Annotated in this window: 22 protein-coding genes; 5 read left to right on the top strand and 17 right to left on the bottom strand. The window is 58.0% G+C overall.

What is annotated here, in order from left to right:
- Positions 1 to 14: 14 nt before the first annotated feature.
- From LJ360_RS20005 to LJ360_RS05405, 3 genes are all read left to right on the top strand, one after another.
- On the top strand, positions 15 to 170 hold the full coding sequence (locus LJ360_RS20005; RefSeq protein WP_413774398.1) for a hypothetical protein: 156 nt from the start codon (positions 15 to 17) through the stop codon (positions 168 to 170).
- Positions 107 to 1,405 (top strand): sigma-54-dependent transcriptional regulator, encoded by a 1,299-nt coding sequence (locus LJ360_RS05410; RefSeq protein ID WP_413774418.1) that lies wholly within the window; start codon positions 107 to 109, stop codon positions 1,403 to 1,405. The genes LJ360_RS20005 and LJ360_RS05410 overlap by 64 nt, the downstream gene beginning before the upstream one ends.
- Before the next feature lie 121 nt (positions 1,406 to 1,526).
- A complete protein-coding gene (locus LJ360_RS05405) occupies positions 1,527 to 2,081 on the top strand; it encodes a GspH/FimT family pseudopilin (protein ID WP_264995516.1) in 555 nt (184 codons plus the stop codon).
- A gap of 30 nt (positions 2,082 to 2,111) precedes the next feature.
- Here the strand turns inward: LJ360_RS05405 and LJ360_RS05400 are convergent, their stop codons facing one another.
- The 13 genes from LJ360_RS05400 to murJ all read right to left on the bottom strand — a co-directional run bounded on the left by LJ360_RS05400 (position 2,112) and on the right by murJ (position 16,438).
- The gene (locus LJ360_RS05400; RefSeq protein WP_264995515.1) at positions 2,112 to 2,567 is read right to left on the bottom strand and encodes a type IV pilin protein; all 456 of its coding nucleotides are present in this window, start codon (positions 2,565 to 2,567) and stop codon (positions 2,112 to 2,114) included.
- Positions 2,568 to 2,572: 5 nt separating this feature from the next.
- Positions 2,573 to 5,470 carry a PilC/PilY family type IV pilus protein gene (locus tag LJ360_RS05395; protein ID WP_264995513.1) on the bottom strand — a complete coding sequence of 966 codons (2,898 nt, stop codon included), beginning with the start codon at positions 5,468 to 5,470 and terminating at the stop codon, positions 2,573 to 2,575.
- The gene (locus LJ360_RS05390; RefSeq protein WP_264995512.1) at positions 5,467 to 5,847 is read right to left on the bottom strand and encodes a hypothetical protein; all 381 of its coding nucleotides are present in this window, start codon (positions 5,845 to 5,847) and stop codon (positions 5,467 to 5,469) included. Before LJ360_RS05390 ends, LJ360_RS05395 begins: the two co-directional genes overlap by 4 nt.
- A 21-nt stretch (positions 5,848 to 5,868) precedes the next feature.
- Positions 5,869 to 6,363 carry a PilX N-terminal domain-containing pilus assembly protein gene (locus LJ360_RS05385; protein WP_264995511.1) on the bottom strand — a complete coding sequence of 165 codons (495 nt, stop codon included), beginning with the start codon at positions 6,361 to 6,363 and terminating at the stop codon, positions 5,869 to 5,871.
- A 4-nt stretch (positions 6,364 to 6,367) separates the two neighbouring features.
- Complete coding sequence (locus LJ360_RS05380) at positions 6,368 to 7,453, bottom strand: PilW family protein (protein ID WP_264995510.1); 1,086 nt, start codon at positions 7,451 to 7,453, stop codon at positions 6,368 to 6,370.
- Between the two features lie 11 nt (positions 7,454 to 7,464).
- On the bottom strand, positions 7,465 to 8,016 hold the full coding sequence (pilV, locus tag LJ360_RS05375; RefSeq protein WP_264995509.1) for a type IV pilus modification protein PilV: 552 nt from the start codon (positions 8,014 to 8,016) through the stop codon (positions 7,465 to 7,467).
- Entirely contained in the window at positions 8,007 to 8,621 is a 615-nt protein-coding gene (locus tag LJ360_RS05370; protein ID WP_264995508.1) for a GspH/FimT family pseudopilin, read from the bottom strand. The genes pilV and LJ360_RS05370 overlap by 10 nt, the downstream gene beginning before the upstream one ends.
- 245 nt (positions 8,622 to 8,866) lie before the next feature.
- Positions 8,867 to 9,817 carry a 4-hydroxy-3-methylbut-2-enyl diphosphate reductase gene (gene ispH / locus LJ360_RS05365; RefSeq protein ID WP_264995507.1) on the bottom strand — a complete coding sequence of 317 codons (951 nt, stop codon included), beginning with the start codon at positions 9,815 to 9,817 and terminating at the stop codon, positions 8,867 to 8,869.
- Between the two features lie 176 nt (positions 9,818 to 9,993).
- Positions 9,994 to 10,446, bottom strand: a complete 453-nt coding sequence (gene fkpB, locus LJ360_RS05360) for an FKBP-type peptidyl-prolyl cis-trans isomerase (RefSeq protein WP_264995506.1) — start codon at positions 10,444 to 10,446, stop codon at positions 9,994 to 9,996.
- A 5-nt stretch (positions 10,447 to 10,451) separates the two neighbouring features.
- The gene (gene lspA, locus LJ360_RS05355) at positions 10,452 to 10,970 is read right to left on the bottom strand and encodes a signal peptidase II (RefSeq protein WP_264995504.1); all 519 of its coding nucleotides are present in this window, start codon (positions 10,968 to 10,970) and stop codon (positions 10,452 to 10,454) included.
- 15 nt (positions 10,971 to 10,985) lie between these two features.
- On the bottom strand, positions 10,986 to 13,805 hold the full coding sequence (gene ileS, locus LJ360_RS05350; RefSeq protein ID WP_264995503.1) for an isoleucine--tRNA ligase: 2,820 nt from the start codon (positions 13,803 to 13,805) through the stop codon (positions 10,986 to 10,988).
- 10 nt (positions 13,806 to 13,815) lie between these two features.
- Complete coding sequence (gene ribF, locus LJ360_RS05345) at positions 13,816 to 14,787, bottom strand: bifunctional riboflavin kinase/FAD synthetase (RefSeq protein ID WP_091854009.1); 972 nt, start codon at positions 14,785 to 14,787, stop codon at positions 13,816 to 13,818.
- Positions 14,788 to 14,860: 73 nt separating this feature from the next.
- Positions 14,861 to 16,438: a murein biosynthesis integral membrane protein MurJ gene (gene murJ, locus LJ360_RS05340; protein WP_264995501.1), complete on the bottom strand. Its 1,578-nt coding sequence runs from the start codon at positions 16,436 to 16,438 to the stop codon at positions 14,861 to 14,863.
- Between the two features lie 225 nt (positions 16,439 to 16,663).
- Here murJ and rpsT point away from each other — a divergent pair, with 225 nt between their 5' ends.
- Together rpsT and LJ360_RS05330 are read left to right on the top strand one after the other, a co-directional pair.
- Positions 16,664 to 16,930, top strand: coding sequence for a 30S ribosomal protein S20 (gene rpsT, locus LJ360_RS05335; protein WP_091854013.1), 267 nt, complete (start codon positions 16,664 to 16,666; stop codon positions 16,928 to 16,930).
- A gap of 129 nt (positions 16,931 to 17,059) precedes the next feature.
- The gene (locus LJ360_RS05330; protein WP_264995500.1) at positions 17,060 to 17,680 is read left to right on the top strand and encodes a flavin reductase family protein; all 621 of its coding nucleotides are present in this window, start codon (positions 17,060 to 17,062) and stop codon (positions 17,678 to 17,680) included.
- 3 nt (positions 17,681 to 17,683) lie between these two features.
- Here LJ360_RS05330 and LJ360_RS05325 read toward each other — a convergent pair whose 3' ends face one another.
- The 4 genes from LJ360_RS05325 to arcC form a co-directional block, all read right to left on the bottom strand.
- Positions 17,684 to 18,076 carry a hypothetical protein gene (locus LJ360_RS05325; protein ID WP_264995499.1) on the bottom strand — a complete coding sequence of 131 codons (393 nt, stop codon included), beginning with the start codon at positions 18,074 to 18,076 and terminating at the stop codon, positions 17,684 to 17,686.
- A gap of 101 nt (positions 18,077 to 18,177) precedes the next feature.
- Entirely contained in the window at positions 18,178 to 18,492 is a 315-nt protein-coding gene (locus LJ360_RS05320; protein WP_264995498.1) for an AzlD family protein, read from the bottom strand.
- Positions 18,489 to 19,229 carry an AzlC family ABC transporter permease gene (locus tag LJ360_RS05315; RefSeq protein ID WP_264995497.1) on the bottom strand — a complete coding sequence of 247 codons (741 nt, stop codon included), beginning with the start codon at positions 19,227 to 19,229 and terminating at the stop codon, positions 18,489 to 18,491. The genes LJ360_RS05320 and LJ360_RS05315 overlap by 4 nt, the downstream gene beginning before the upstream one ends.
- Before the next feature lie 40 nt (positions 19,230 to 19,269).
- On the bottom strand, positions 19,270 to 20,187 hold the full coding sequence (arcC, locus tag LJ360_RS05310; protein WP_091854021.1) for a carbamate kinase: 918 nt from the start codon (positions 20,185 to 20,187) through the stop codon (positions 19,270 to 19,272).
- Positions 20,188 to 20,218: the final 31 nt, after the last annotated feature.

The raw sequence follows: 20,218 nt of genomic DNA, 5'->3' as shown, positions 1-20,218 counted from the left end.
AAGGATGTAACCCTATGACTACCCATACCGCACTGATTGTGGATGACGAACCGGATATCCGCGAACTGCTGGAGATTACCCTGGTGCGCATGGGCATCGCCACCCGATCGCCCCGGACCTGGCCACAGCACGGGAGTTACTGGAAGCGGAACCGGCCCACCTGTGCCTGACCGACATGAACCTGCCGGACGGCAACGGTATCGACCTGGTGGCCTGGATACAGGAGCACCGGCCAGAAACCCCGGTAGCTGTCATCACCGCCTACGGCAACATGGATACCGCCATTGAGGCCCTCAAGGCCGGAGCCTTTGACTTCGTGAGCAAGCCGGTGGAACTGCCCCGATTACGGGAACTGGTGAACAGTGCCCTGAGACTGTCAGAGCCGGAACGCCAGGAGATCCAGCAGACCGATGAACCGGGCCTGCTGCTGGGCAACTCCCGTGAAATCCAGCGTCTGCGCAGCCAGACCCGCAAGCTGGCCCGCAGCCAGGCGCCAGTATTCATCAGTGGCGAATCCGGCAGTGGTAAAGAGTTGGTCGCCCGTATGATTCACATGCAGGGCCCCCGCAGCGACGCGCCGTTTGTGGCCGTCAACTGCGGCGCCATTCCGTCTGAGCTGATGGAAAGCGAGTTCTTCGGTCACCGCAAGGGCAGCTTCACCGGCGCCAACGAGAGCAAGGACGGGCTGTTTCGCAGCGCTGATGGCGGCACACTCTTTCTGGACGAAGTGGCGGACCTGCCCCTGGCCATGCAGGTGAAACTGCTCCGGGCCATTCAGGAAAAAGCCGTCCGACCGGTGGGTGAATCCCGGGAAGTACCCGTGGACATCCGCATCCTCAGTGCCACCCACAAGAACCTGCCAGAACTGGTCAAGGACGGCAGCTTCCGCCAGGACCTGTTCTATCGCATCAACGTCATTGAACTGGCCGTACCCGCACTGCGGGAGCGCCCGGACGATATACCGCTCCTGTCCAACCATATCCTCGAGCGCATCGCGCGGGAGTATGAATGTCCGCCGGCACGCCTCAGCCAGGGCGCCCTGGGCTACCTGAAGGACTACGCATTCCCTGGCAACGTCCGGGAGCTGGAGAACATCCTGGAGCGCGCATTTACCTTGTGTGATTCCGAAGTAATCGATACCGATGACCTACACATTGGAACACCCCCGGTAGACCTGCCCCCGAGCCGACAGATGCGAGAGAGCCAGGACTCTGACAACAGCCAGGAGCTACCATCTCTGCCAGATGGCGATATGGACCTTGAGCGGTACCTGGAAACCATTGAGCGCCAGGCAATTGAAAAGGCACTTGAGGCGACGCGGTGGAACAAGACGGCAGCCGCTAAACGGCTTGGGATCAGTTTTCGGGCGTTGCGGTATCGGTTGAAGAAATTGGGGATGGAGTAACTAAGACATTTCTCACAGACAGAGTGGCCAGCGTCCTATAGTGAAAGAGTCCTGCCAAATAAAGAATAATCAAGGATGGAAGCACTTTTAAGACCGCAGGGACAGGCAGGTATCGTTCAGGATGAACACACAAAATGCCCACAGGGGTTATACACTTCTCGAAGTTCTGATAGTCGTCATTATGCTGGCCATACTGACAACATGGGCTGTGAACTCTTGGTCGTCGCTGGTCGGCAATGCGCGCCAGAAGACAATGATCAACGACTACCATGCGCTATTCAGCTTTGCTCGATGGCAGGCAGCCAGCATCAGTGGAATAGTGACCATTTGTCCGCTGAACCACAGCAATCAATGCACCGATGACTGGTCGCTGCCCGTTCAGGTGTTTGCTGATACCGACCGGGATGGCAGACCTGACAACGGCATTTTCAGAACCTTGCCGTTCCCTGGCGATTACATCACGGTTCGTTCAAGAACTGCCGGAACAGGCTATCTTCGTTTTGCCGCCAACGGCATGGTGCATGGACGAACCGGCGGCCTGATTCTTTGCACCAAGGGCGCAACAACTGAGCTGGTCTACCTTACCGTCAACAAAGGAGGCCGCTTCCGTGCAGAGTATGACAGGGACGGGGACGGTAAAATTATTACCGCATCAGGTGATGCATTAAGCTGCTGATTCGCACCCGGCACGCCAGAATCTCCTGCTCTACTCCTCCCAGGTGTTTTCCCCAGCGTCTATAGCACCATTGTTATTCTGGTCCCATCTCCGAACTCCCGTCGAAGTCAGCTCCAGGTAGCCATCCCCCGCGTGCACACCTTTGGGGGCAGCCCGCAGTGTAAAAGACGTTGCATCGGCAGCTTCGATCGTAAGGTCGTAGAACTTGTTACTGCTATCAAGGGGCGCCTCGTCGGGGAAGATCTCTGGAGAGCCGGTATCTGCCCCCCCCGTTGCCGCCCCTTCATAGGTACTGTTCGTGGTGTAATGCCTTTCCATAGCCCCGGCCAGCCCCGACAGGGCCGACTTACCGTCGGTCCTGCGGGACTTGTCAACGGAGTTTTGATAGCTGGGATAAGCAATGGCGGCCAGAATGCCGATTACCGCAACCACAATCATCAACTCGATAAGGGTAAAACCGCGTTCCCTATTTGCAATTGATGCCATGGGAATCATTCCTCGTACCAGTAGGTTTCGACGACGCCAGTCAGGGAGTCCACGGTCATACACTCCGCGCCGACACACACAATGTCAGTATCATCGACACGCATGCGCTGAGCGTCCGGTGGAAGGCCAATGGTGCTGAGTTCTTTCTCACGATCTTCCGATGTCAGGTTCTGATCGTCTGAACTGTCAGCGGTGTAGTAATTCCTGATTGCCCGGCCGTCCGCAGCCGAAATGTGATACAGACGGGAGGTGCCAGCTGCCGGCGTACAGGGGTTCTCACTCGGCGTTGGCTCATAGGTCGTAATGAACACTTCATTGTTAATCGTCTGGCTGGTGGATAGCACTTTCTCACCATCACGCTCAAGACGGATAAACCAACCTTTGCTGGCAAATAGAGCATTTGCCGCATCGGAACGCTCAGTTTCGGTGCCCTGCTGTATGAGATTGTCGGTTGCATCATACAGATCCGCCTCAGTAATAGCGGTATAGGAGGGATCGCCATCCGCGTCCAGAGGGGGGGCAGTGACATCCGGCATGCGCATCATGTAGATGCGGTCTTCTATAGTTTCATTCAACGGATGAGCCTGGTATCCAGAGCCGATAATAAGCCCCAGGTAACGTTTTCCGCCGACTTTCATTCCGAACAGGTCCGGCGCATGGTAGAAACGGCGCGTCGCTGAGGGGTCATTATCCGCTGCAAAATCGGCAATGCGCCCCCCAGTCACCAGATCTTCGGCCTTTTTGGCGCCATTGACGATATCAAACCGGAAAACCTGTCCTCCCATATCTCCAATGTAGATCTGATCGATCCAGCCATTACCAGTGACGTCCAGAATCTTGGGCGCGGACGGAATACTGTAATGCATCTCATCAAGCTCAAGATTCGCACCGCTGTCTTTCGGGCCCGCCCACCACAGCAGATCACCGGTCTCTGCGTCTACGATATATAGCGCCCTGCCAGTGGTGTCACGGGTGGCTTCTTTCCGTTCCTCAACTGTGTCCTGATTGGTGTCATAGCCACCTCCAAATACCAGCACATCATAGATCGTGTTATTGATCTTGATCTTCGACTTGGCCGGGGTCGACCAAGTTTGCGCCAACTCTTCGAAGTCAGATCCAGTTACACCGCCCTGAATGTTCCAAAGCAGACTGGGTGACGCAGGATTGGTCACATCCAGGGCATAGTAGCCCTTGCCCCCACGTCGCATGCCGGCGTAGATATAGGCATGGTCATCGGCACCACTGATCTCACCATCGCTATTATCATCGTGAACCCAACTGGTGACTTTTCCATCCATGCCGTAGCGCTTGGGTTCCGACGTCGAGGCCTCCATAAAGACCTTCTGATTAACGAGGAATTCTTTTGGCATGAAGGAGAAGTAGGTTTCCCCCGTTGATCCGTTTATGCCGTGAATAAACCCCTGGTTGTCACCGAAGTAGATAGCAGTGTCTGGCGAATCTTCGGTTCCGCCATACACGATAAGGTGCGGTACAGAATGCAGGGGATCAGACACAAACTTTCGCGATCGCGTGGCATCTTCGCCGTCAACATCGGCACCCCGAATCCAGTTAATCAGCTTGCTGTGTTCACCGTCATCCATGGTGTCATCACCAAGCAGCGCCTTGGTCAGGTTGTCAATATTGGCTACTGAGATTTCATTGACTTCATCGGTAAGGTCAGTGTCCGATCCCAGGTAGGTGTAGACCTCACGGTTGGCGTGGTAGGTGTCATGCTGGGAGGCAACGCCACCCTCGTTTACATTCTTGCCATCAGTACTGGGACTCCACCAACTACGTGCACTATCCTTGAAAAAGCCCGTCGACGAATCGACCGCTTCATCGCCATCCTGATCCAGTATGACCGCCTGTTTATTGCCATCAGCGTCCACATTAACACCAAGCTTGTAGCGCTTCAGGTTGCCAGCCCACTGAGGTGTGCCTGCCGGTTGAAAAACCGCAAAATACAGGGAGTCAAGGTGATTCAGGCGATCAAAGGTGTTAACCGCGATGCCTGGCGCGGAAAAAGTCGTTGACTGCGCGAGAACTTCATCAAAAAGGTCGCTGAACGCTGCTTCGAGTGAAGCAGCATCATTGGCAAGGACATAAGACCCGTTGCCTTTGGCTGCCGCCTCGCTTAATAAAAGCTCAACGCCCGCCTGCTCGGTTTCAAAAAAACCCACTGTATGAGTAATGACTTTTTGATCACCATCCATATCCGGACGCATATCGCCAGACCACATATAACCTGCAATTTCATCCAGACAGTTGCCGTCACATGCACCGATCAAATCATCCATATAAGGCTCTTTTCTACCACCCTGCGCATAATAATCCGCATAAGAAAGGTGGTTCATATCAGAGGTTGGCTCACCATCGGTCAATAGAACGACATTATTTGGCTGACACTCGTAATTTATCGGGCTATCAAAATTATCCCCAACCATTACCCCTTCAATACTGCTACCTCTAATAAAAGGCTTTGCCCCCTGGTAATATCGCATCGACTCGAACAAGGTCTCAGACAGCGGCGTATTACCACTTCCAGTCAGTTCGTCGACCTTTTCTTTTAAGAAATTTCTATGGGAATCATCCAAAGGTTTTATGGGGGATTTAAAGTATCCTCCCTCATTGCCACCAAAATACATGAGCCCAACATTGGCGTCAGTGACAGAATCTAGCAAGTTTTTGGTAGCGACTTGCATAACTTCTAAACGGGTTTGTTCACCAATATCATTAGATGCCATGCTACCGGACGCATCCAGTATCAGCATGACATTGGGTTTTACAACTGCATCTACATCGGTGAAGAAAATCTCCGTGTCATCCGCTATCGCAGCAGAGCCCAGCATGGTAAAGAAGGCCGTGGATAGCGAAATTCGAGCAACCTTGCTGAAAATTTTCATCGGTTATCCTCCATCGACCGGGCGCCCCAGTAGTAAACCCCAAAAACCATGTAATCCTTCTCGTTAAACACGATCGAGCCGGGTCTACCGCTGTATACAGAGAAGTCTTCCCTGGAGATGTCTTCTCCTGAAATCTCGACCTCAAGGTTAGGACGGGGCAAATACGAGGTGCGATCGCAAAGCTCGCAATCCGCAACCCTGACCTCAACAACCCTGCCATTGGCGTTCTGGATGAGTTCAACTGAACCGGCCTCCAGACTTCGTTCGGCAGGATCACCAAACTTCTGAGTGCTTTCTGCAGCGTGGCTCACTCCAGCAATGGCCAGGAACAGCCCAATCAATACTGCAACGGCCTTTAAAACGATTAATCTGCCCATCTCTTGTTCCCTAGCCATGATTCAGTAGTATTCAATGCCCTTGAACACCGTCGATGCGGCGCCCGTGTTATCCATCGTCGCGGATCCCCGCAACTCGTACCGATAACCTTTAAGCAGTGTTGAGCTTTCATTTGCGTCCATCGAACTACCGCTGGTAATGATAATCTCGCCCAGATAACGTGCCTGATAAGTGCCATTGATGCCTTCCCCGGGATCGACTGAAAAATTCTGTTCAGGGCTCAGGTCATCGGCATCCTGCATGGCGTCACGGAGCATGCTGAGATCGCTGTTATAAAGCTGCTCCAACAGGGCCCCAACGCTACTTTCCGCGGCCTGGAACGCCCGGTTGGCATTCTGGGCATTGGCAGCCATGCGCTCCTGCATCACGGAGGAGTTCATCCCCGCCACTCCGATCAGCGTGATAACCAGCAGTATGACCAGGCTAATCACCAGCACGGCACCGTTTTGTTGGTGGAAGTTCGCTTTAAGTCTGAATCTGGATACGCGTCGGTTCATAGGGTTAATCCCGGTTACGCAGAGTCACTGTTGTTTCGAATGTCCGCCGAAGCCGGCGATCCTCGGGATGCGTTACGCCCCCGCCAGAGGCAGGACCGATGGTTTCCCCCGGCAACGAGTACGATACTGTATCTGCATCGTCCCGGACTTCTTCCGCATCGCTAAGCAACAAGCCAAGCTGCACCGCCGCGACAGCTGTGAAATCAAGGCCGGCATGATCTGCAGCACGGTACCGCAGATTGCCGCCAGGGAGTTTTTCGCCGAGCAGAACCTGGATGTTCTCGACTCCCTCGACCAACTCATCTATCTGGAAGTTCGGAGTCCCTGAGTTCAGCAGGTTATTTCGCGCCCGGTACAATGCGCGAATCGGGTTACCAAAATTGTCAACGCGCCCTGTGTCTCGGACGTAGTAAGCGTTGGAAGAGAACCGGAATATATTCGCCTTTTCGTTGTAGGCCTGGCTCAGCCGGTTATCGCTGTTCACACCCTCGGCATGGGCCCAGGTGTCTGACTCCGGTTGGCTCGAAATCCGAAAAAGGTCGGCGTTTTCACAGTCAGAAATGAGCACGATATCATTCTGACTGAAAAGTTCGGTCTGTCCGATAACCTGAATATTGGCGTTACTGGTTTCCATGTTACCGGTAACCTCGATCGGAACCGTTTCACCGCGCTGAATGGCGATCACATCGCTACCGATGACCGCATCCGTTTCGATAGACGTTCCGTCAAACTCTGTACCGTCCGCCCAGTTCGCATCATCCACCTCCCAGACCCGCAACGTGGTCTGCAAAAAATCCCCTGTCGGCGGATTATCCGCAATAATATTCATGTTAACGGCATAGGGATCTGCGCATCCCTGGAACCCGACCATGCGGAGATCCCTCGCCAGAATATCCACCGCAATCCGGCTGGACTCCTGAATCCTTGCCAAGGAATTGCTGAGCCGCCCTGTTTTGCTGGAGTCCAGATAGACCGTGAAAATTCCCAGGATCAATGCCGAGCTTAACGCCAACGTGATCATCAACTCGACAAGGGATAACCCCTTTTGTGCCAGGTGAGATCGAGTTAGTGTCAATGAAGGACCTGCCATGACCTTTCCTTTTAAAGTGTAAATCTCACGGTATAACTTCCATCACCAGCAATATCTTCACCGGCGTCCCCGTCCCGGGAGCGTTCCTGCCAGGTCACAGTGATAACAAATGCATTATTCGCTGCATCATAATCGATCTGCCCCTCACCACCTGGCAACAGTGGAATTCCACTTCCCACTCCCTGGATCTGCCGGGTCCACTGAACCTTATCGACCGCCACTTGTTGTTCCGGCGTACAGCCAGTGTCTGCGGTATAACAGTTTGGCAGCGTGGTGCCAGCACCCTCCGTCGAGAATCCGTCATAATCTCCACCATCTTCGGCTCGTTCCTTATTGAGTCGTATCCGGTCCGCCATGTCGTAGGCGAGGGTACTGGCCTGGGTCCTCAGGTACGCACCCTGATTGTTTCGCATTCCATCAACCACTAATGCCGCCAGGCCGAGAAGGCCTATGGCGAGGATGAACATGGTTACCATAATTTCGATCAGCGTGAAGCCTGCAGCACGGTTGCGACTTGCCGCGAGGTCAAGTGATCTGTTTTTTGGTTCATGGTTCACGGGCATGTCACGTCCTGCTGGTCATGGTCATTTAAGATACCGTTGTTATCGAGGTCCCTCGCAAGGCGAGTTTGGCCTGAAACATTCACAACAACCGCCCGGGCGCTAACGTCACCGCGGTCATCACACACAGTTATCGTTCCCGCCGCTGAGGCGCCCAACGAGGGCGGCACCGGAAAACCATTGCCTTCGAACTGGATCAGAGAGCCATCATTGCTGCTCAGACCAGCGACGGTCATGGTGTTGCCCCCACTCAAAGGCTGGTACAAACGCAGCAACCGGTCCCCATCGGCCGCATCGATATCGCCGTCGCCATTAACATCCAGAATAACAATCCAGCCAGCCGACCATCCTGTGCCGCCACTGCAATCCGGATTGGCAGCTTCCGGGTCATCGACCGGGCAAACGGTGATCGTTTCGTTCTGGACCTTTGCTGCTTCGCTGCGGGCGAAGTTAATTACGCTGGAGACCTCATTTATCTGAGAAGTCAGCCGGTTATCGGCAATCAACGTCCTGAATGATGGAATGCCGATCAACATCACGATGGACAGGATGACCACCGTTATAATCAGCTCCAAGAGGGTAAATCCAGAGTTTGCCTTGCGTTGCATACGACGACTTCCATCATGACTTACTGAAAGATTAACCGGCGTCCATTGTGCCATCTACGGCAACACGATGAGCGGTTTTAGTTGGCGGATAAGCGGTTGAGGGGCGGCCCCGAGCGTGATGGTGGTCACAGGTTGAGGGTTTGGGCTTACGACGAGGCTGCGCTTGAAACTGGTTCTGGGAGACCCCTCTCCCACGTCTGGGAGAGGGGCTTACGGCAGGTGAGACAGGTTCACGATGGCGAGATTCAGACGTTTACGGCGTCAATACGCAGCTCTCTGGGCATGGAGAAAACGATATTCTCCTCGCGTCCGGCGATTTCTTCGGGGGCTGTACCGCCCAGCTCCTGCAGGCGTTTGATAACGTCGTTGACCAGGACTTCCGGGGCGGACGCGCCCGCGGTCACGCCCACGACGTTGCAGTTTGTCAGCCAGGCCGGGTCGATCTGGGCGGCCTCGTCAATCAGGTAAGCCGGTGTACCCATGCGTTCGGCCAGTTCCCGCAGGCGGTTGGAGTTGGAACTGTTGGGGGAGCCCACCACCAGCATAAGGTCGCAGTCGCCGGCCAGTTGTTTGACGGCGTCCTGGCGGTTCTGGGTGGCGTAGCAGATGTCGTCCTTGCGGGGGCCTTCTATCTGCGGGAACTTGTCCCGAAGGGCGTCGATAACCCTGGCGGTGTCGTCCATGGACAGGGTGGTCTGGGTGACGAAAGACAGTCCCTCAGGGTCTTTGACCTCAAGACTGGCGACGTCTGCCTCATTTTCCACCAGGTAGATGTCACCGCCGTTGCTGCGGTCATACTGACCCATGGTGCCCTCCACTTCCGGGTGGCCCTGGTGGCCGATGAGGATACACTCGCGGCCGTCACGGCTGTAGCGCATGACTTCCATGTGGACCTTGGTAACCAGTGGGCAGGTGGCATCGAACACTTTGAGGCCACGGTCGGCAGCTTCTTTCTGGACTGCCTGGGAGACACCGTGGGCGCTGAAGATGACCAGGGTGTCGTCCGGAACCTCTTCGAGTTCGTCCACAAAGATGGCGCCGCGGTTGCGGAGGTCGTCTACCACGTATTTGTTGTGGACGACTTCGTGGCGTACGTAGATTGGGGCGCCGAAGACTTCGAGGGCCCGGTTGACGATTTCTATGGCTCGGTCTACCCCGGCGCAGAAGCCGCGGGGGTTGGCTAGTCTGATTTGCATAGTGCCTTGGTTACTCGGGCCTGCTGGCTTGGGAGTCTGGCTTCGCTGCGGGGCGGTACTCTCCGGGACACGCCGTAAATCCATCCATGGAGGCTCTTCAAAAACGTCCATGTTTTTGAAGGTCCCGGAGAGTACCGCCCCGCAGCGAATCCTCGTAACTGGTTGCGAGTCGCCAACTAATGCGCTGTCGCAACAGGTTCAACGTCAATAATTTCTACCTCAAACACCAGTGTACGCCCCGCCAGCGGGTGATTGAAGTCCACGTCCACCTGGTCACCTTCCACCCGGCTAACCACACCGGGCAACTCGCTCTGGCGGGCGTCGGCGAAGGAGATCATGACGCCGGGTTCAAGAACCATGTCGGCGCTGAACTCGTGGCGTTTGAAGGTTTGTACGTTGCTGGGATTGTGCTGGCCAAAGGCTTTTTCCGGGGGAACTTCGAAGGTTTCCCGGTCGCCGGCTTTCAGGCCCATCAGGTAGGCCTCGAAGTTTTCCGGCAGGTTTTCGTCGCCGATTTCCAGCGAGGCCGGCTCCTTTTCAAACGTAGAGTCGATGACCTGGCCGTCAGTAAACTTGAGGGCGAAGTGCAGGGTCACCCGGGTTCCCTGGTCGATGGGCAGTTCTTTCATGGCTATCAGTTGCTCCCGTCCGCCGCCTTGTCGTCGGGCTTGCGGAACATGTCGAGTATCATCATGCCGGCACCAATGGTAATGGCGGTGTCGGCCAGGTTGAAGGCCGGGAAGTGCCAGTCCTGCCAGTAGAAGTGGAGAAAGTCCACCACGTAGCCATGTACAACCCGGTCGTAGACGTTGCCAATGGCACCGCCGAGGATCAGGGCGATGGCGATGGCGGTCCAGGTTTCGTGGCGCTTCAGTCCCTTCAGCCAGTAGACCAGTACCACACTGACCACCACTGCCAGAGCCACGAAGAACCAGCGCTGCCAGCCGGCCGCGTCTGCCAGGAAGCTGAACGCCGCCCCGGTGTTGTGCAGCAGGGTCAGGTTGAACAAGGGCACCACCGGCACCGGCTGACCGTAGGTAAGCATGGCGGTAGCCATGGCCTTGGTGCCCAGGTCGATGGCGATGACGGCCACGGCCAGCCACAGCCATTTCAGTTTGGTGCCGGTCTGTTCCCGGGTCATGGCAGCGTCCATCAGGTATTGGCTCCGTCAGGCAAAGGAGCGGGTTTCACCCGGGCCTTCCACGTTGGTGACACAGCGGCCGCACAGATCGGTGTATTTCTCGTTCTGGCCGACGTCTTCCCGGTGGTGCCAGCAGCGTTCGCACTTGGCGTGGGCCGCCGGCGTTACCTTGACCATCAGGCCTTCGTGGCCAGTCTGCTCGGCGCCATCTGCCTCGGAGACCGGGCGCACAGTGGCTTCGGAGGTAATCAGCACGAAGCGAAGCTCCTCGCCCAGGTGTTTCAGCCGGTCAGCCAGTTCGCCTTCACAGTACAGAGTGACTTCTGCACTGAGGGAGCCCTTGATCTCACTGCGGCCGCGAGCTTCCTCCAGGCACTTGTTTACGACTTCCTTGACGCTGTAGATCTCGCGCCAGTAGTCACGGCCCAGTTCGGCATCATCAGGCAATGCGGTGAGGCCCTCGTACCAGGTTTCGTAGAACACGGTCTCGCCCCGCTCACCCGGCAGGTGCTGCCAGATTTCATCGGCGGTGAAGCTGAGGATCGGGGCAATCCAGCGCACCAGGGCTTCGGCCACATGGTACAGCGCGGTCTGGCAGGAGCGACGGGCCAGGCTGTCAGCCGGGGTGGTGTACTGGCGATCCTTGATGATGTCCAGGTAGAAGCCACCCAGGGTCGCTTCACAGAAGTTGTAGACCTTCTGGTAGATCCGCAGGAAGGCATAGTTGCCGTAGTCCTCGTTCAGCTCGTTTTGAAGCTGCAGCGCCCGGTCCACCATCCAGCGGTCCAGGGCAATCATGTCCTCCGGCGCCACCATATGCTCCGCCGGATCGAAACCGGTGAGGTTGCTCAGCAGGAAGCGGGCGGTATTACGGATGCGACGATAACCGTCAGCGGTCTGTTTGAGGATGTCCTTGGACACGGTCATCTCGCCGCTGTAGTCAGTAGCGGAGACCCACAGGCGCAGGATGTCAGCGCCCAGCTCGTTCATGACCTCCTGGGGCGCAATCACATTGCCCAGGGACTTGGACATCTTGCGGCCCTTGCCGTCCACGGTGAAGCCGTGGGTGAGCACCTGCCTGTAGGGCGCCACGCCGTTCATGGCAATGGAGGTCTTCAGAGACGACTGGAACCAGCCACGGTGCTGGTCGGAACCTTCCAGGTACATATCCGCAGGGAACTGGCCCAGTTCCGGCCGCGGCCGGAGGACGGATTCATGGGTAACGCCGGAGTCGAACCACACGTCCAGCGTGTCGGTGACCTTCTCGTACCGGTCCGCATCAGCGCCCAGCATGTCGTTGATGTCCAGGTCGTACCAGGCGTCGATACCGTCTTTCTCGATGGCCTGGGCGGCCTTTTCAATCAGGGCCTGGGTGTCCGGATGCAGCTCCTGGGTGTCCTTGTTCACAAACAGGGTGATAGGCACGCCCCAGGTGCGCTGACGGGAGATGCACCAGTCCGGGCTCTGCTCGAACATGGCTTCGATACGGTTCTGGCCCCAGGCCGGCACCCAGCGCACACCCTTGATCGCTTCCAGGGCATCGGCGCGGAGGTTTTCCTTGTCCATGCTGATAAACCACTGGGGCGTCGCCCGGTAGATCAGAGGGGTCTTGGTACGCCAGCAGTGGGGGTAGCTGTGCTGGAACTTCTCAGAATGCACCAGTTTGCCTTCGCGCTCTAGCGCCGAACAGACAGGTTCGTCAGCCTTGTAAACGTGGACACCGGCAAATTCACCGGCGGCATCGGTGTAGGTACCGTCGGCCCGCACCAGGCTGATCGTGCCGATGCCGTAGGCCTTGCCCACTTCAAAGTCTTCCATACCATGATCTGGCGCGGTATGAACTGCACCAGTACCGGCGTCTGTGGAAACGTGGTCACCCAGGACGACCGGCACCTGCTTGTCGTAGATAGGGTGGTGCAGTTCAAGTCGCTCCAGGGCCTCGCCCTTGCAGGTGGCCAGTACTTCAAACTGCTCCACACCCCAGCGGCTCATGATGCCTTCGACCATTTCAGCGGCCAGGATCATCCGCTCCGGTCCTTGGCCCACATCGGTCTGCACCAGGGCGTACTCCAGCTCGGCGTGAAGTGACACCGCCTGGTTGGCCGGGATGGTCCACGGAGTGGTGGTCCAGATCACGACAGAGACATCGCCCTGCCCCTGGTCGGTGCCGAAGGCCGCCAGTGCCTTGCCCTGGTCCACGGCAGTAAAGCGCACGTCGATCTGGGTTGAGGTCTTGTCCTGGTATTCAACTTCGGCCTCGGCCAGCGCGGACTGACCGACCACGCTCCAGTAGACCGGCTTGAACCCACGAACCAGGTGCCCCTTGGCGACGATCTTGCCAAGTGCACGCACGATACCCGCTTCCACCTTCGGATCCATGGTCAGGTAGGGCTTGTCCCACTCACCCATGACACCCAGGCGGATAAAGTCCGCCTTCTGGCCTTCAATCTGTTTGGTGGCGTAATCCCGACAGGCCTGGCGGAAGGTCTTGTAGTCCACCTTGACCCCGGCCTTGCCGATTTCCTGTTCCACCTTGTGCTCGATCGGCAGGCCATGGCAGTCCCAGCCAGGCACGTAGGGCGCATCGTAGCCCATGAAACTGCGGGACTTGACGATCATGTCCTTGAGAATCTTGTTGACCGCGTGACCGATATGAATGCTGCCGTTGGCATAGGGAGGGCCATCGTGGAGGATGAACTTGTCACGGCCTTCCCGCTGCTGGCGCAGGCTGCCGTACACATCCAGGTCCTGCCAGCGCTTGAGCATGTCTGGCTCGCGTTTGGCCAGGTTACCGCGCATGGGGAAGGCGGTTTCAGGCAGATTCAGCGTGTGCTTGTAGTCGCTCATAATCTCTCGGTCAGTGTTGGTTGGCGACCGTGCCGTGGTCGGCGATCCACGCCCGGGCATTCTCGAAATCCCGGGCGATCTGGTCTTTGAGTTCGTCAATGGAATCAAACTTGGTCTCGTCCCGCAGCGGGTGGCGGAACGTGACAGCTATACGCTGGCCATAAAGTGTGCCAGCAAAGTCCAGCAGGTGCACTTCCAGCGAAGGCTGGCGCCCGTCTACCGTGGGCCGCAGTCCGATATTGGCCACGCCATCACAGCGGGAGCCGTCCGGCAGCGCCACATCAACCACGTACACACCCCGCAGGGGGGCCAGCCGGCCCAGCATGATGTTGACGGTGGGTGCTCCGATGGTACGGCCCAGCTGCCGGCCGTATACCACCTTGCCACGAATCGTGTAAGGGTGGCCCAACAGTCGGCCGGCCAGTTCAAGCTGGTTTTCCTGCAAGGCGTTGCGTATCCGGGTACTGCTGACCCGCTCACCGTCAATGGTTACGGTTCGGGTGTTTTCCACAGAGAAGCCCTCTGTCTCCCCCACGTCACGAAGCAGCTGGAAATCGCCGGCGCGGTCGCAGCCGAAACGGAAGTCGTCCCCCACGACCAGGTGATGCACCTTCAGGCCATCAATCAGAACGTCTTCGATAAAGCCCATGCCGGAATAGCTCCGGAAGTTCTCGTCGAACTTCAGGCACAGCACACAGTCCACCCCGTGGGACAGGATGGCCTCGAACTTCTGACGAAACCCGGTCAGCCTGGGCGGGGCGTCATCCCCCTGGAAGAACTCCCGGGGCTGGGGCTCGAACACCATGGCGACCGAGGGTACGCCGAGTTCGGTGGCCTTGTCCTTGACCTGGTCAAGGATGGTCTGATGCCCCAGGTGCACACCATCAAAGTTGCCCACGGTGGCCACACAGCCCCGAGACAGAAAGGTATTCTCCTGGTGTGACAGTAGCTTGAGGTTGGTCAGCCCCCGGATCAGACGCATGCGTACTGCGAACCCTCTGTTGAATGCTTGCCAGCGACCCCATGGTGCTGGTGAGAAAACGCGCGATTATAACCTATCGACGGCGGAAATGTCTTACCCTCACGCCCACCAGGGCCAGCGCCAGGAAGTAGGCCGCCACACCAGCCACCACCAGGACGGCCATCTCCAGCGCCCGCTCCATACCGCCATAAGCCAGCCAGGTGGAAACTGGCTCATTCAGCAACAGGATAACGACTGCCAGCACACCATTGGCAATGGCGAGTTGCAGCAGGAACCTGGCGGCCCCGGACTGGGCCTTCCAGGCACCCTCTTTCGCCAGCCCACGCCAGAGCAGGAACGCATTCAGCCAGGCAGACAGGGAGGTGGCCAGGGCCAGGCCAGCGTGGGCCAGCGGCAGAATCAGCGCGAGATTGAAGACCATGTTAGCGACCATGGCGATCACACCGATCTTTACGGGCGTCCTGGTATCTTCCCGAGCAAAGAACCCCGGCGCCAGCACCTTGATCAGCATAAAGGCGAGCAACCCCAGGGAATAGGCCCGCAGGCTCTGGGCCGACATGGCCACGTCCCGGTCGGTCACCTCGCCGTAATGGAACAGGGTGGCAATCAGCGGCTCGGCCAGCAGCACCAATGCGACTGCCGCAGGCAGGCCGATCAGCAGCACGGCCCGAACCGCCCAGTCCACGGTAGCCGCAAATTCGTCTCGAGACTGCGAGGCGTGCTTGCGGGAAAGGTTTGGCAGGATCACCGTGCCGATCGCAATCCCGAAAACCCCTAGAGGCAGCTCCGAGAGCCGGTCCGAATAATAGAGCCAGGACACACTGCCGGTCTGCAGAAACGACGCCAGCACCGTATCCAGCAGCAGGTTGATCTGGCTGACGGATACCCCGAACAGGGCCGGGGCCATCAGCTTCAGGATCCGGCGAACGCCCTCGTGGCGGTAATCCACCCGCGGCCGGGGCATCAGCCCAAGACGCATCAGGAACGGCAACTGGAAAAACAGCTGCAACGCACCGGCGATAAACACGCCCCAGGCCAGCGCCATGACCGGCTCGTCCATCAACGGCGTCATAAAGATCGCCGCGCTGATCATCGACAGGTTGAGGATGACCGGCGTGAACGCCGGGACCGCAAACCGGTCGTAGCTGTTGAGGATGGCCCCGGCAAATGCTGTCAGAGAGATCAGCAACAAATAAGGAAAGGTGATGCGCAGCATGTCGCTGGCCAGGCCGAACTTGACTGCGTCATCGGTAAAGCCCGGCGCGAAAACGGCCGTTAGCACCGGGGAGCCAGCCATGGCCACCACAGTGACCGCCAACAACACCAGTCCCAGGGAGCCGGCCACCGCATTTACCAGCCGTCTGACCTCGGTGATGTCACCTTGCTCACGGTAGGACGAAAGCACCGGAACGAAGGCCTGGGAAAAAGCGCCCTCGGCAAACAGGCGGCGCAGGAAGTTGGGGATTTTGAAAGCGACAAAGAAAGCGTCTGCCCCGGCGCCGGCCCCGAAATAACGGGCAATCACCATATCCCGCACCAGCCCCAGTACCCGGGACAGCATGGTCATCACCCCTACCACGCCGGAGGATCGCAACAGGCCGGGGGCTTTCGGGGGTTGTGGCGGGGCTTCCTGTGACTCCGACTGGCTCATTCAGACCGCTTCCTGTGGTAATGGTGGCGGGAGTTTATCACAGGCTTTCGGGCCGTCGTGAAGCGCTCCCGGCTCTTGACATTGGCGGCATCTGAAGGCATGATTCCGCGTCATTTATTTTGACGCGTCGAATGCAGTGGGCGCGGCTACAATTGTCGGGGCGACTTCCACGAAGGCGCTCTCAGCGAATTCAGATTTTCACACAGATTTTTCAGGAGTTACACGGTGGCAAATACCCCGCAAGCCAAGAAGCGCGCACGTCAGAACGAGAAGAACCGCAAGCATAACGCCAGCCTGCGGTCCATGGCGCGTACCTATATGAAGAAGGTTCAGGCCAAGATCGAGGCCGGCAACTACGAAGAAGCCCAGAAGGCATTCCAGGAAGCCCAGCCGATCATGGACAGCATGGTCAACAAGGGCATCTTCGCCAAGAACAAGGTTGCTCGCCATAAGAGCCGTCTGACCACCAAGATCAAGGCGCTGAAAGCCTGATTGGTCAGATCGACTGAAGAACCCCGCCACGGCGGGGTTTTTTATTGGACAGAATTCGTCCCCCGCTGGCCTCCCCCACCGCCAATACGGTTATGATGCCCATACTCATCCAATAACAAGGTGCGAATTATGGCGGACAACATCCACTTCTACGAACCGTCCAACGGCCACGGGCTGGCCCATGATCCGTTCAACGCCCTGGTGGCACCACGCCCCATCGGCTGGATCTCCTCCCGCGATGGCCGGGGCAACCTGAACCTTGCGCCCTACAGTTTCTTCAATGCGTTCAATTACCACCCGCCCATCGTCGGTTTCGCCAGCATCGGCTACAAGGACTCTGTACGTAACGCCGAGGAAACCGGTGAGTTCTGCTGGAACCTGGTTACCCGCCCGTTAAGCGAAGCCATGAATGAAACCTGCGCCCCTGTGGGTCCCGAGGAGGACGAATTCACCCTCTCCGGCCTGACGCCGAGGCCTTCGCGAGTCATATCAGCGCCCCATGTCGCTGAAAGCCCGGTCGCCCTGGAGTGCCGTGTGTCGCAGGTACTACGTCTGACCGGCGCCGACGGTGTGCCTGTGGACACCTGGATGGTCTATGGCGAAGTGGTGGGGGTGCATATTGCAAAGCACCTGCTAAAGGACGGCATCTACGACACCGGCGCCGCCGAACCGGTCATGCGTGGCGGCGGGCCTGCGGACTATTTCAGCGTCGGACCGGAGCAGAAATTCCGGATGCATCGTCCGGGTTGACCGTCAGCGGGCAGGCAGGGCCGCCTCGACAGTCTCTCCTCCGTATCCGTACTGCTGGTCCCTGCCTTCGACTACCACTCGGGAAACCCCTTCCGGCACCGCGACATCCCGCAGGCTGCGGGTGAATGGCTGCTCGTTCGCATGGTGATGAAGCAGTTTCCGAACGCCCAGAGTCTTACCTTCCGGGGTACTTACGCGAAACGCATCCGCGTAACGCTCAGGGCTGTCGTAGGGCGAAGACAAGGTGACATCGAAATGGTAGCGACCGGCACCCGCCTCGGTGACCGCTACATCGACCACATCGGGATATTTCCGGGTCTCAGCCGCCTGCACTGGAGCAATGGCAGCCGACATCAACAGTAATAGTAGTGGCAGGGTGATCGCCAGGTAACGCATGGATCTCCTCCTGGAAAGTACATCCGGGTCTGGTAGTTACCAGCTTAGCAGCAAGAGCACCCTGACGATGCCCTTCCTGCACCAGGTGATGGTTTCCGGGTCTAACCTGCCAACAAACGCACCAGGGCTGCCGCGAGGATCCCGGCGGCTATGGCCGGGAGGGGCCGTCGGGTAACGAGCATGATGATGGTCGTCGTTGCCAGTGCCGCCAGCGCGCCAGCGTCCCCGCTGAAGGCCATAGGGACGATAATCGCAATCAGCACCGAACTGGCCATGGTGTTGATGAAGCTTTCAATACGGGGGCTGATCCGTACAAACGACATGACAAACGCCCCGCCGTACCGGGTAGCCAATGTCACTACAGCCATCAGAGCGATAATGATCAGGATACCTGTGGGCGTGGTTTCGACCGTCATGGCGCCTCCGCGTCATGACGGTGCCGGGCAACCCGACCGGTTTCAAGCCATAAGAAGCCAACCACCCCACCGGCGAGCGCACCAACAACCACATGAATGTTGGGTGGCAACCAACGCCATGCCGCCAGGGCAGCGAGCGAGGCGACAATCCACGCTACCAGGGTACGAGGAGACTTCTTGCCTCCCAGGGCCATGGCCAGCAAAAAGCAACCCAGTACCATGTCCAGGCCCAGGGCCTGGGGTTCCTTGAGCAGTCCGCCGAAGTAAACCCCCAGGATGGTGCCGATCACCCAGGCCAGCCACAGCACCAAGCCACCACCAACGATCACTTCCAGGTTCTTGCGGCCGTTCTGGTAATCCTGTGCGGCGACCGCCCAGTTCGCATCCGTTAACAACAACAGCACGCCGTAGCGCTTTACCGGCGGCAGCTCCCGTAGCACCGGGTACAACGAGGCCCCCATCAGCAGATGCCGGGAATTGATGGCAAAGACCACGGCCAGTAACGGCACCAGCGACACTTCCGTTCCCCACATATCCACCGCGGCAAACTGGGAGGCACCAGCAAACACCGTCACGCTCATCAGCAGAGCCTGCAGCGGCTCCAGCCCTTCCTGCACCGCAGCCAGACCGAAGGCCGCCCCGAAAGCGACGACAAACAGAGAGATTGGTAGCAGCCGGAAGAATTCTGCACGGACTCTGGCCGGCTGCCACTGGTAGGGATAGGGAGTGGCAGACATGAAAGGAACCTAACAGAATTTGCGGCCTCTGGCACGTAATTCAGGCGGCCCCAGCCCGGACCACTCGGGTCCCTGCCTTCCCCTCAAGAATAGCCAGCGCATCTTCCAGCCGCCCGATACCACTGATTCCACCACCCTCGGCAAATGCCCGGGCAGCGGCCAGCTTGGGTCCCATGGAGCCGGCCGGCAGGTTGAGGCTGTCAGCCTCAGCGATGGTCAGCCGATGAAGGGGAGTGGCAGTGTCCTTACCGAAGTCACGATAGACAGCATCCACGTCGGTGAGCAGCAGGAGCACATCGGCATCCAGCTCGGTGGCCAGGAGAGCGCTGGCGGCGTCCTTGTCGATGACCGCCTCCACCCCAACCATACTGCCGTCGTCACGGCGCAGCATCGGAATACCGCCGCCCCCCGCACAGATAACCACAACGCCCTGGTCCAGCAGCAGTTTCAGTACCCGCATGTCCGGGATTTCCAGGGGCTTTGGCGAAGGGACAACCCTGCGCCATTTGTCCCCGTCACGGGCAATCTGCCAACCGGCAGCTTCCGCCCTCGCTTCGGCTTCCGCCTTTTCATACACCGGCCCGACAAACTTGGTCGGGTTACGAAAAGCGGGGTCATCCCTGTCCACCCGAACCTGGGTCAGCAAGGTAGCGACCGGGCGATCGTGCCCAAGGGCGTTCTCCAGCTCCTGCTCAATGATGTAACCGATCATGCCTTCGGTTTCCGCCCCCAGCACATCCAGCGGGTAAGCCTCATCGGGCTTGTAGGCGGCTCCCTGTAATGCCAGCAGGCCCACCTGTGGCCCATTGCCATGGGTGATGACCAGCTGGTGCCCGGCGCGGACAATTCGAGCCAAGGACTCTGCCGCAGTCTTTACGTTGGCCCTCTGGGCCTCGGCGGTCAGGGGTTCACCGCGCCGCAAAAGGGCATTGCCACCCAGGGCTGCAACCACACGCATAGAGCAGACTCCGTTGATCACAATTCAGAGA

The organism is Marinobacter sp. AN1 (assembly GCF_026013985.1).
Taxonomy (GTDB): domain Bacteria; phylum Pseudomonadota; class Gammaproteobacteria; order Pseudomonadales; family Oleiphilaceae; genus Marinobacter; species Marinobacter segnicrescens.
Note: the sequence above shows the minus strand (reverse complement) of the source record. Positions and strands in the feature narration are given on the sequence as shown.

Excerpts from the sequence above, each read along its gene's own strand:
- LJ360_RS20005 (WP_413774398.1), top strand. The coding sequence starts at position 15 with ATGACTACCCATACCGCACTGATTGTGGATGACGAACCGGATATCCGC.
- LJ360_RS05405 (WP_264995516.1), top strand. The coding sequence starts at position 1,527 with ATGAACACACAAAATGCCCACAGGGGTTATACACTTCTCGAAGTTCTG.
- LJ360_RS05400 (WP_264995515.1), bottom strand. The coding sequence starts at position 2,567 with ATGGCATCAATTGCAAATAGGGAACGCGGTTTTACCCTTATCGAGTTG.
- LJ360_RS05395 (WP_264995513.1), bottom strand. The coding sequence starts at position 5,470 with ATGAAAATTTTCAGCAAGGTTGCTCGAATTTCGCTATCCACGGCCTTC.
- LJ360_RS05390 (WP_264995512.1), bottom strand. The coding sequence starts at position 5,847 with ATGGGCAGATTAATCGTTTTAAAGGCCGTTGCAGTATTGATTGGGCTG.
- LJ360_RS05385 (WP_264995511.1), bottom strand. The coding sequence starts at position 6,363 with ATGAACCGACGCGTATCCAGATTCAGACTTAAAGCGAACTTCCACCAA.
- LJ360_RS05380 (WP_264995510.1), bottom strand. The coding sequence starts at position 7,453 with ATGGCAGGTCCTTCATTGACACTAACTCGATCTCACCTGGCACAAAAG.
- pilV (WP_264995509.1), bottom strand. The coding sequence starts at position 8,016 with ATGCCCGTGAACCATGAACCAAAAAACAGATCACTTGACCTCGCGGCA.
- LJ360_RS05370 (WP_264995508.1), bottom strand. The coding sequence starts at position 8,621 with ATGCAACGCAAGGCAAACTCTGGATTTACCCTCTTGGAGCTGATTATA.
- ispH (WP_264995507.1), bottom strand. The coding sequence starts at position 9,817 with ATGCAAATCAGACTAGCCAACCCCCGCGGCTTCTGCGCCGGGGTAGAC.
- fkpB (WP_264995506.1), bottom strand. The coding sequence starts at position 10,446 with ATGAAAGAACTGCCCATCGACCAGGGAACCCGGGTGACCCTGCACTTC.
- lspA (WP_264995504.1), bottom strand. The coding sequence starts at position 10,970 with ATGGACGCTGCCATGACCCGGGAACAGACCGGCACCAAACTGAAATGG.
- ileS (WP_264995503.1), bottom strand. The coding sequence starts at position 13,805 with ATGAGCGACTACAAGCACACGCTGAATCTGCCTGAAACCGCCTTCCCC.
- ribF (WP_091854009.1), bottom strand. The coding sequence starts at position 14,787 with ATGCGTCTGATCCGGGGGCTGACCAACCTCAAGCTACTGTCACACCAG.
- murJ (WP_264995501.1), bottom strand. The coding sequence starts at position 16,438 with ATGAGCCAGTCGGAGTCACAGGAAGCCCCGCCACAACCCCCGAAAGCC.
- LJ360_RS05330 (WP_264995500.1), top strand. The coding sequence starts at position 17,060 with ATGGCGGACAACATCCACTTCTACGAACCGTCCAACGGCCACGGGCTG.
- LJ360_RS05325 (WP_264995499.1), bottom strand. The coding sequence starts at position 18,076 with ATGCGTTACCTGGCGATCACCCTGCCACTACTATTACTGTTGATGTCG.
- LJ360_RS05320 (WP_264995498.1), bottom strand. The coding sequence starts at position 18,492 with ATGACGGTCGAAACCACGCCCACAGGTATCCTGATCATTATCGCTCTG.
- LJ360_RS05315 (WP_264995497.1), bottom strand. The coding sequence starts at position 19,229 with ATGTCTGCCACTCCCTATCCCTACCAGTGGCAGCCGGCCAGAGTCCGT.
- arcC (WP_091854021.1), bottom strand. The coding sequence starts at position 20,187 with ATGCGTGTGGTTGCAGCCCTGGGTGGCAATGCCCTTTTGCGGCGCGGT.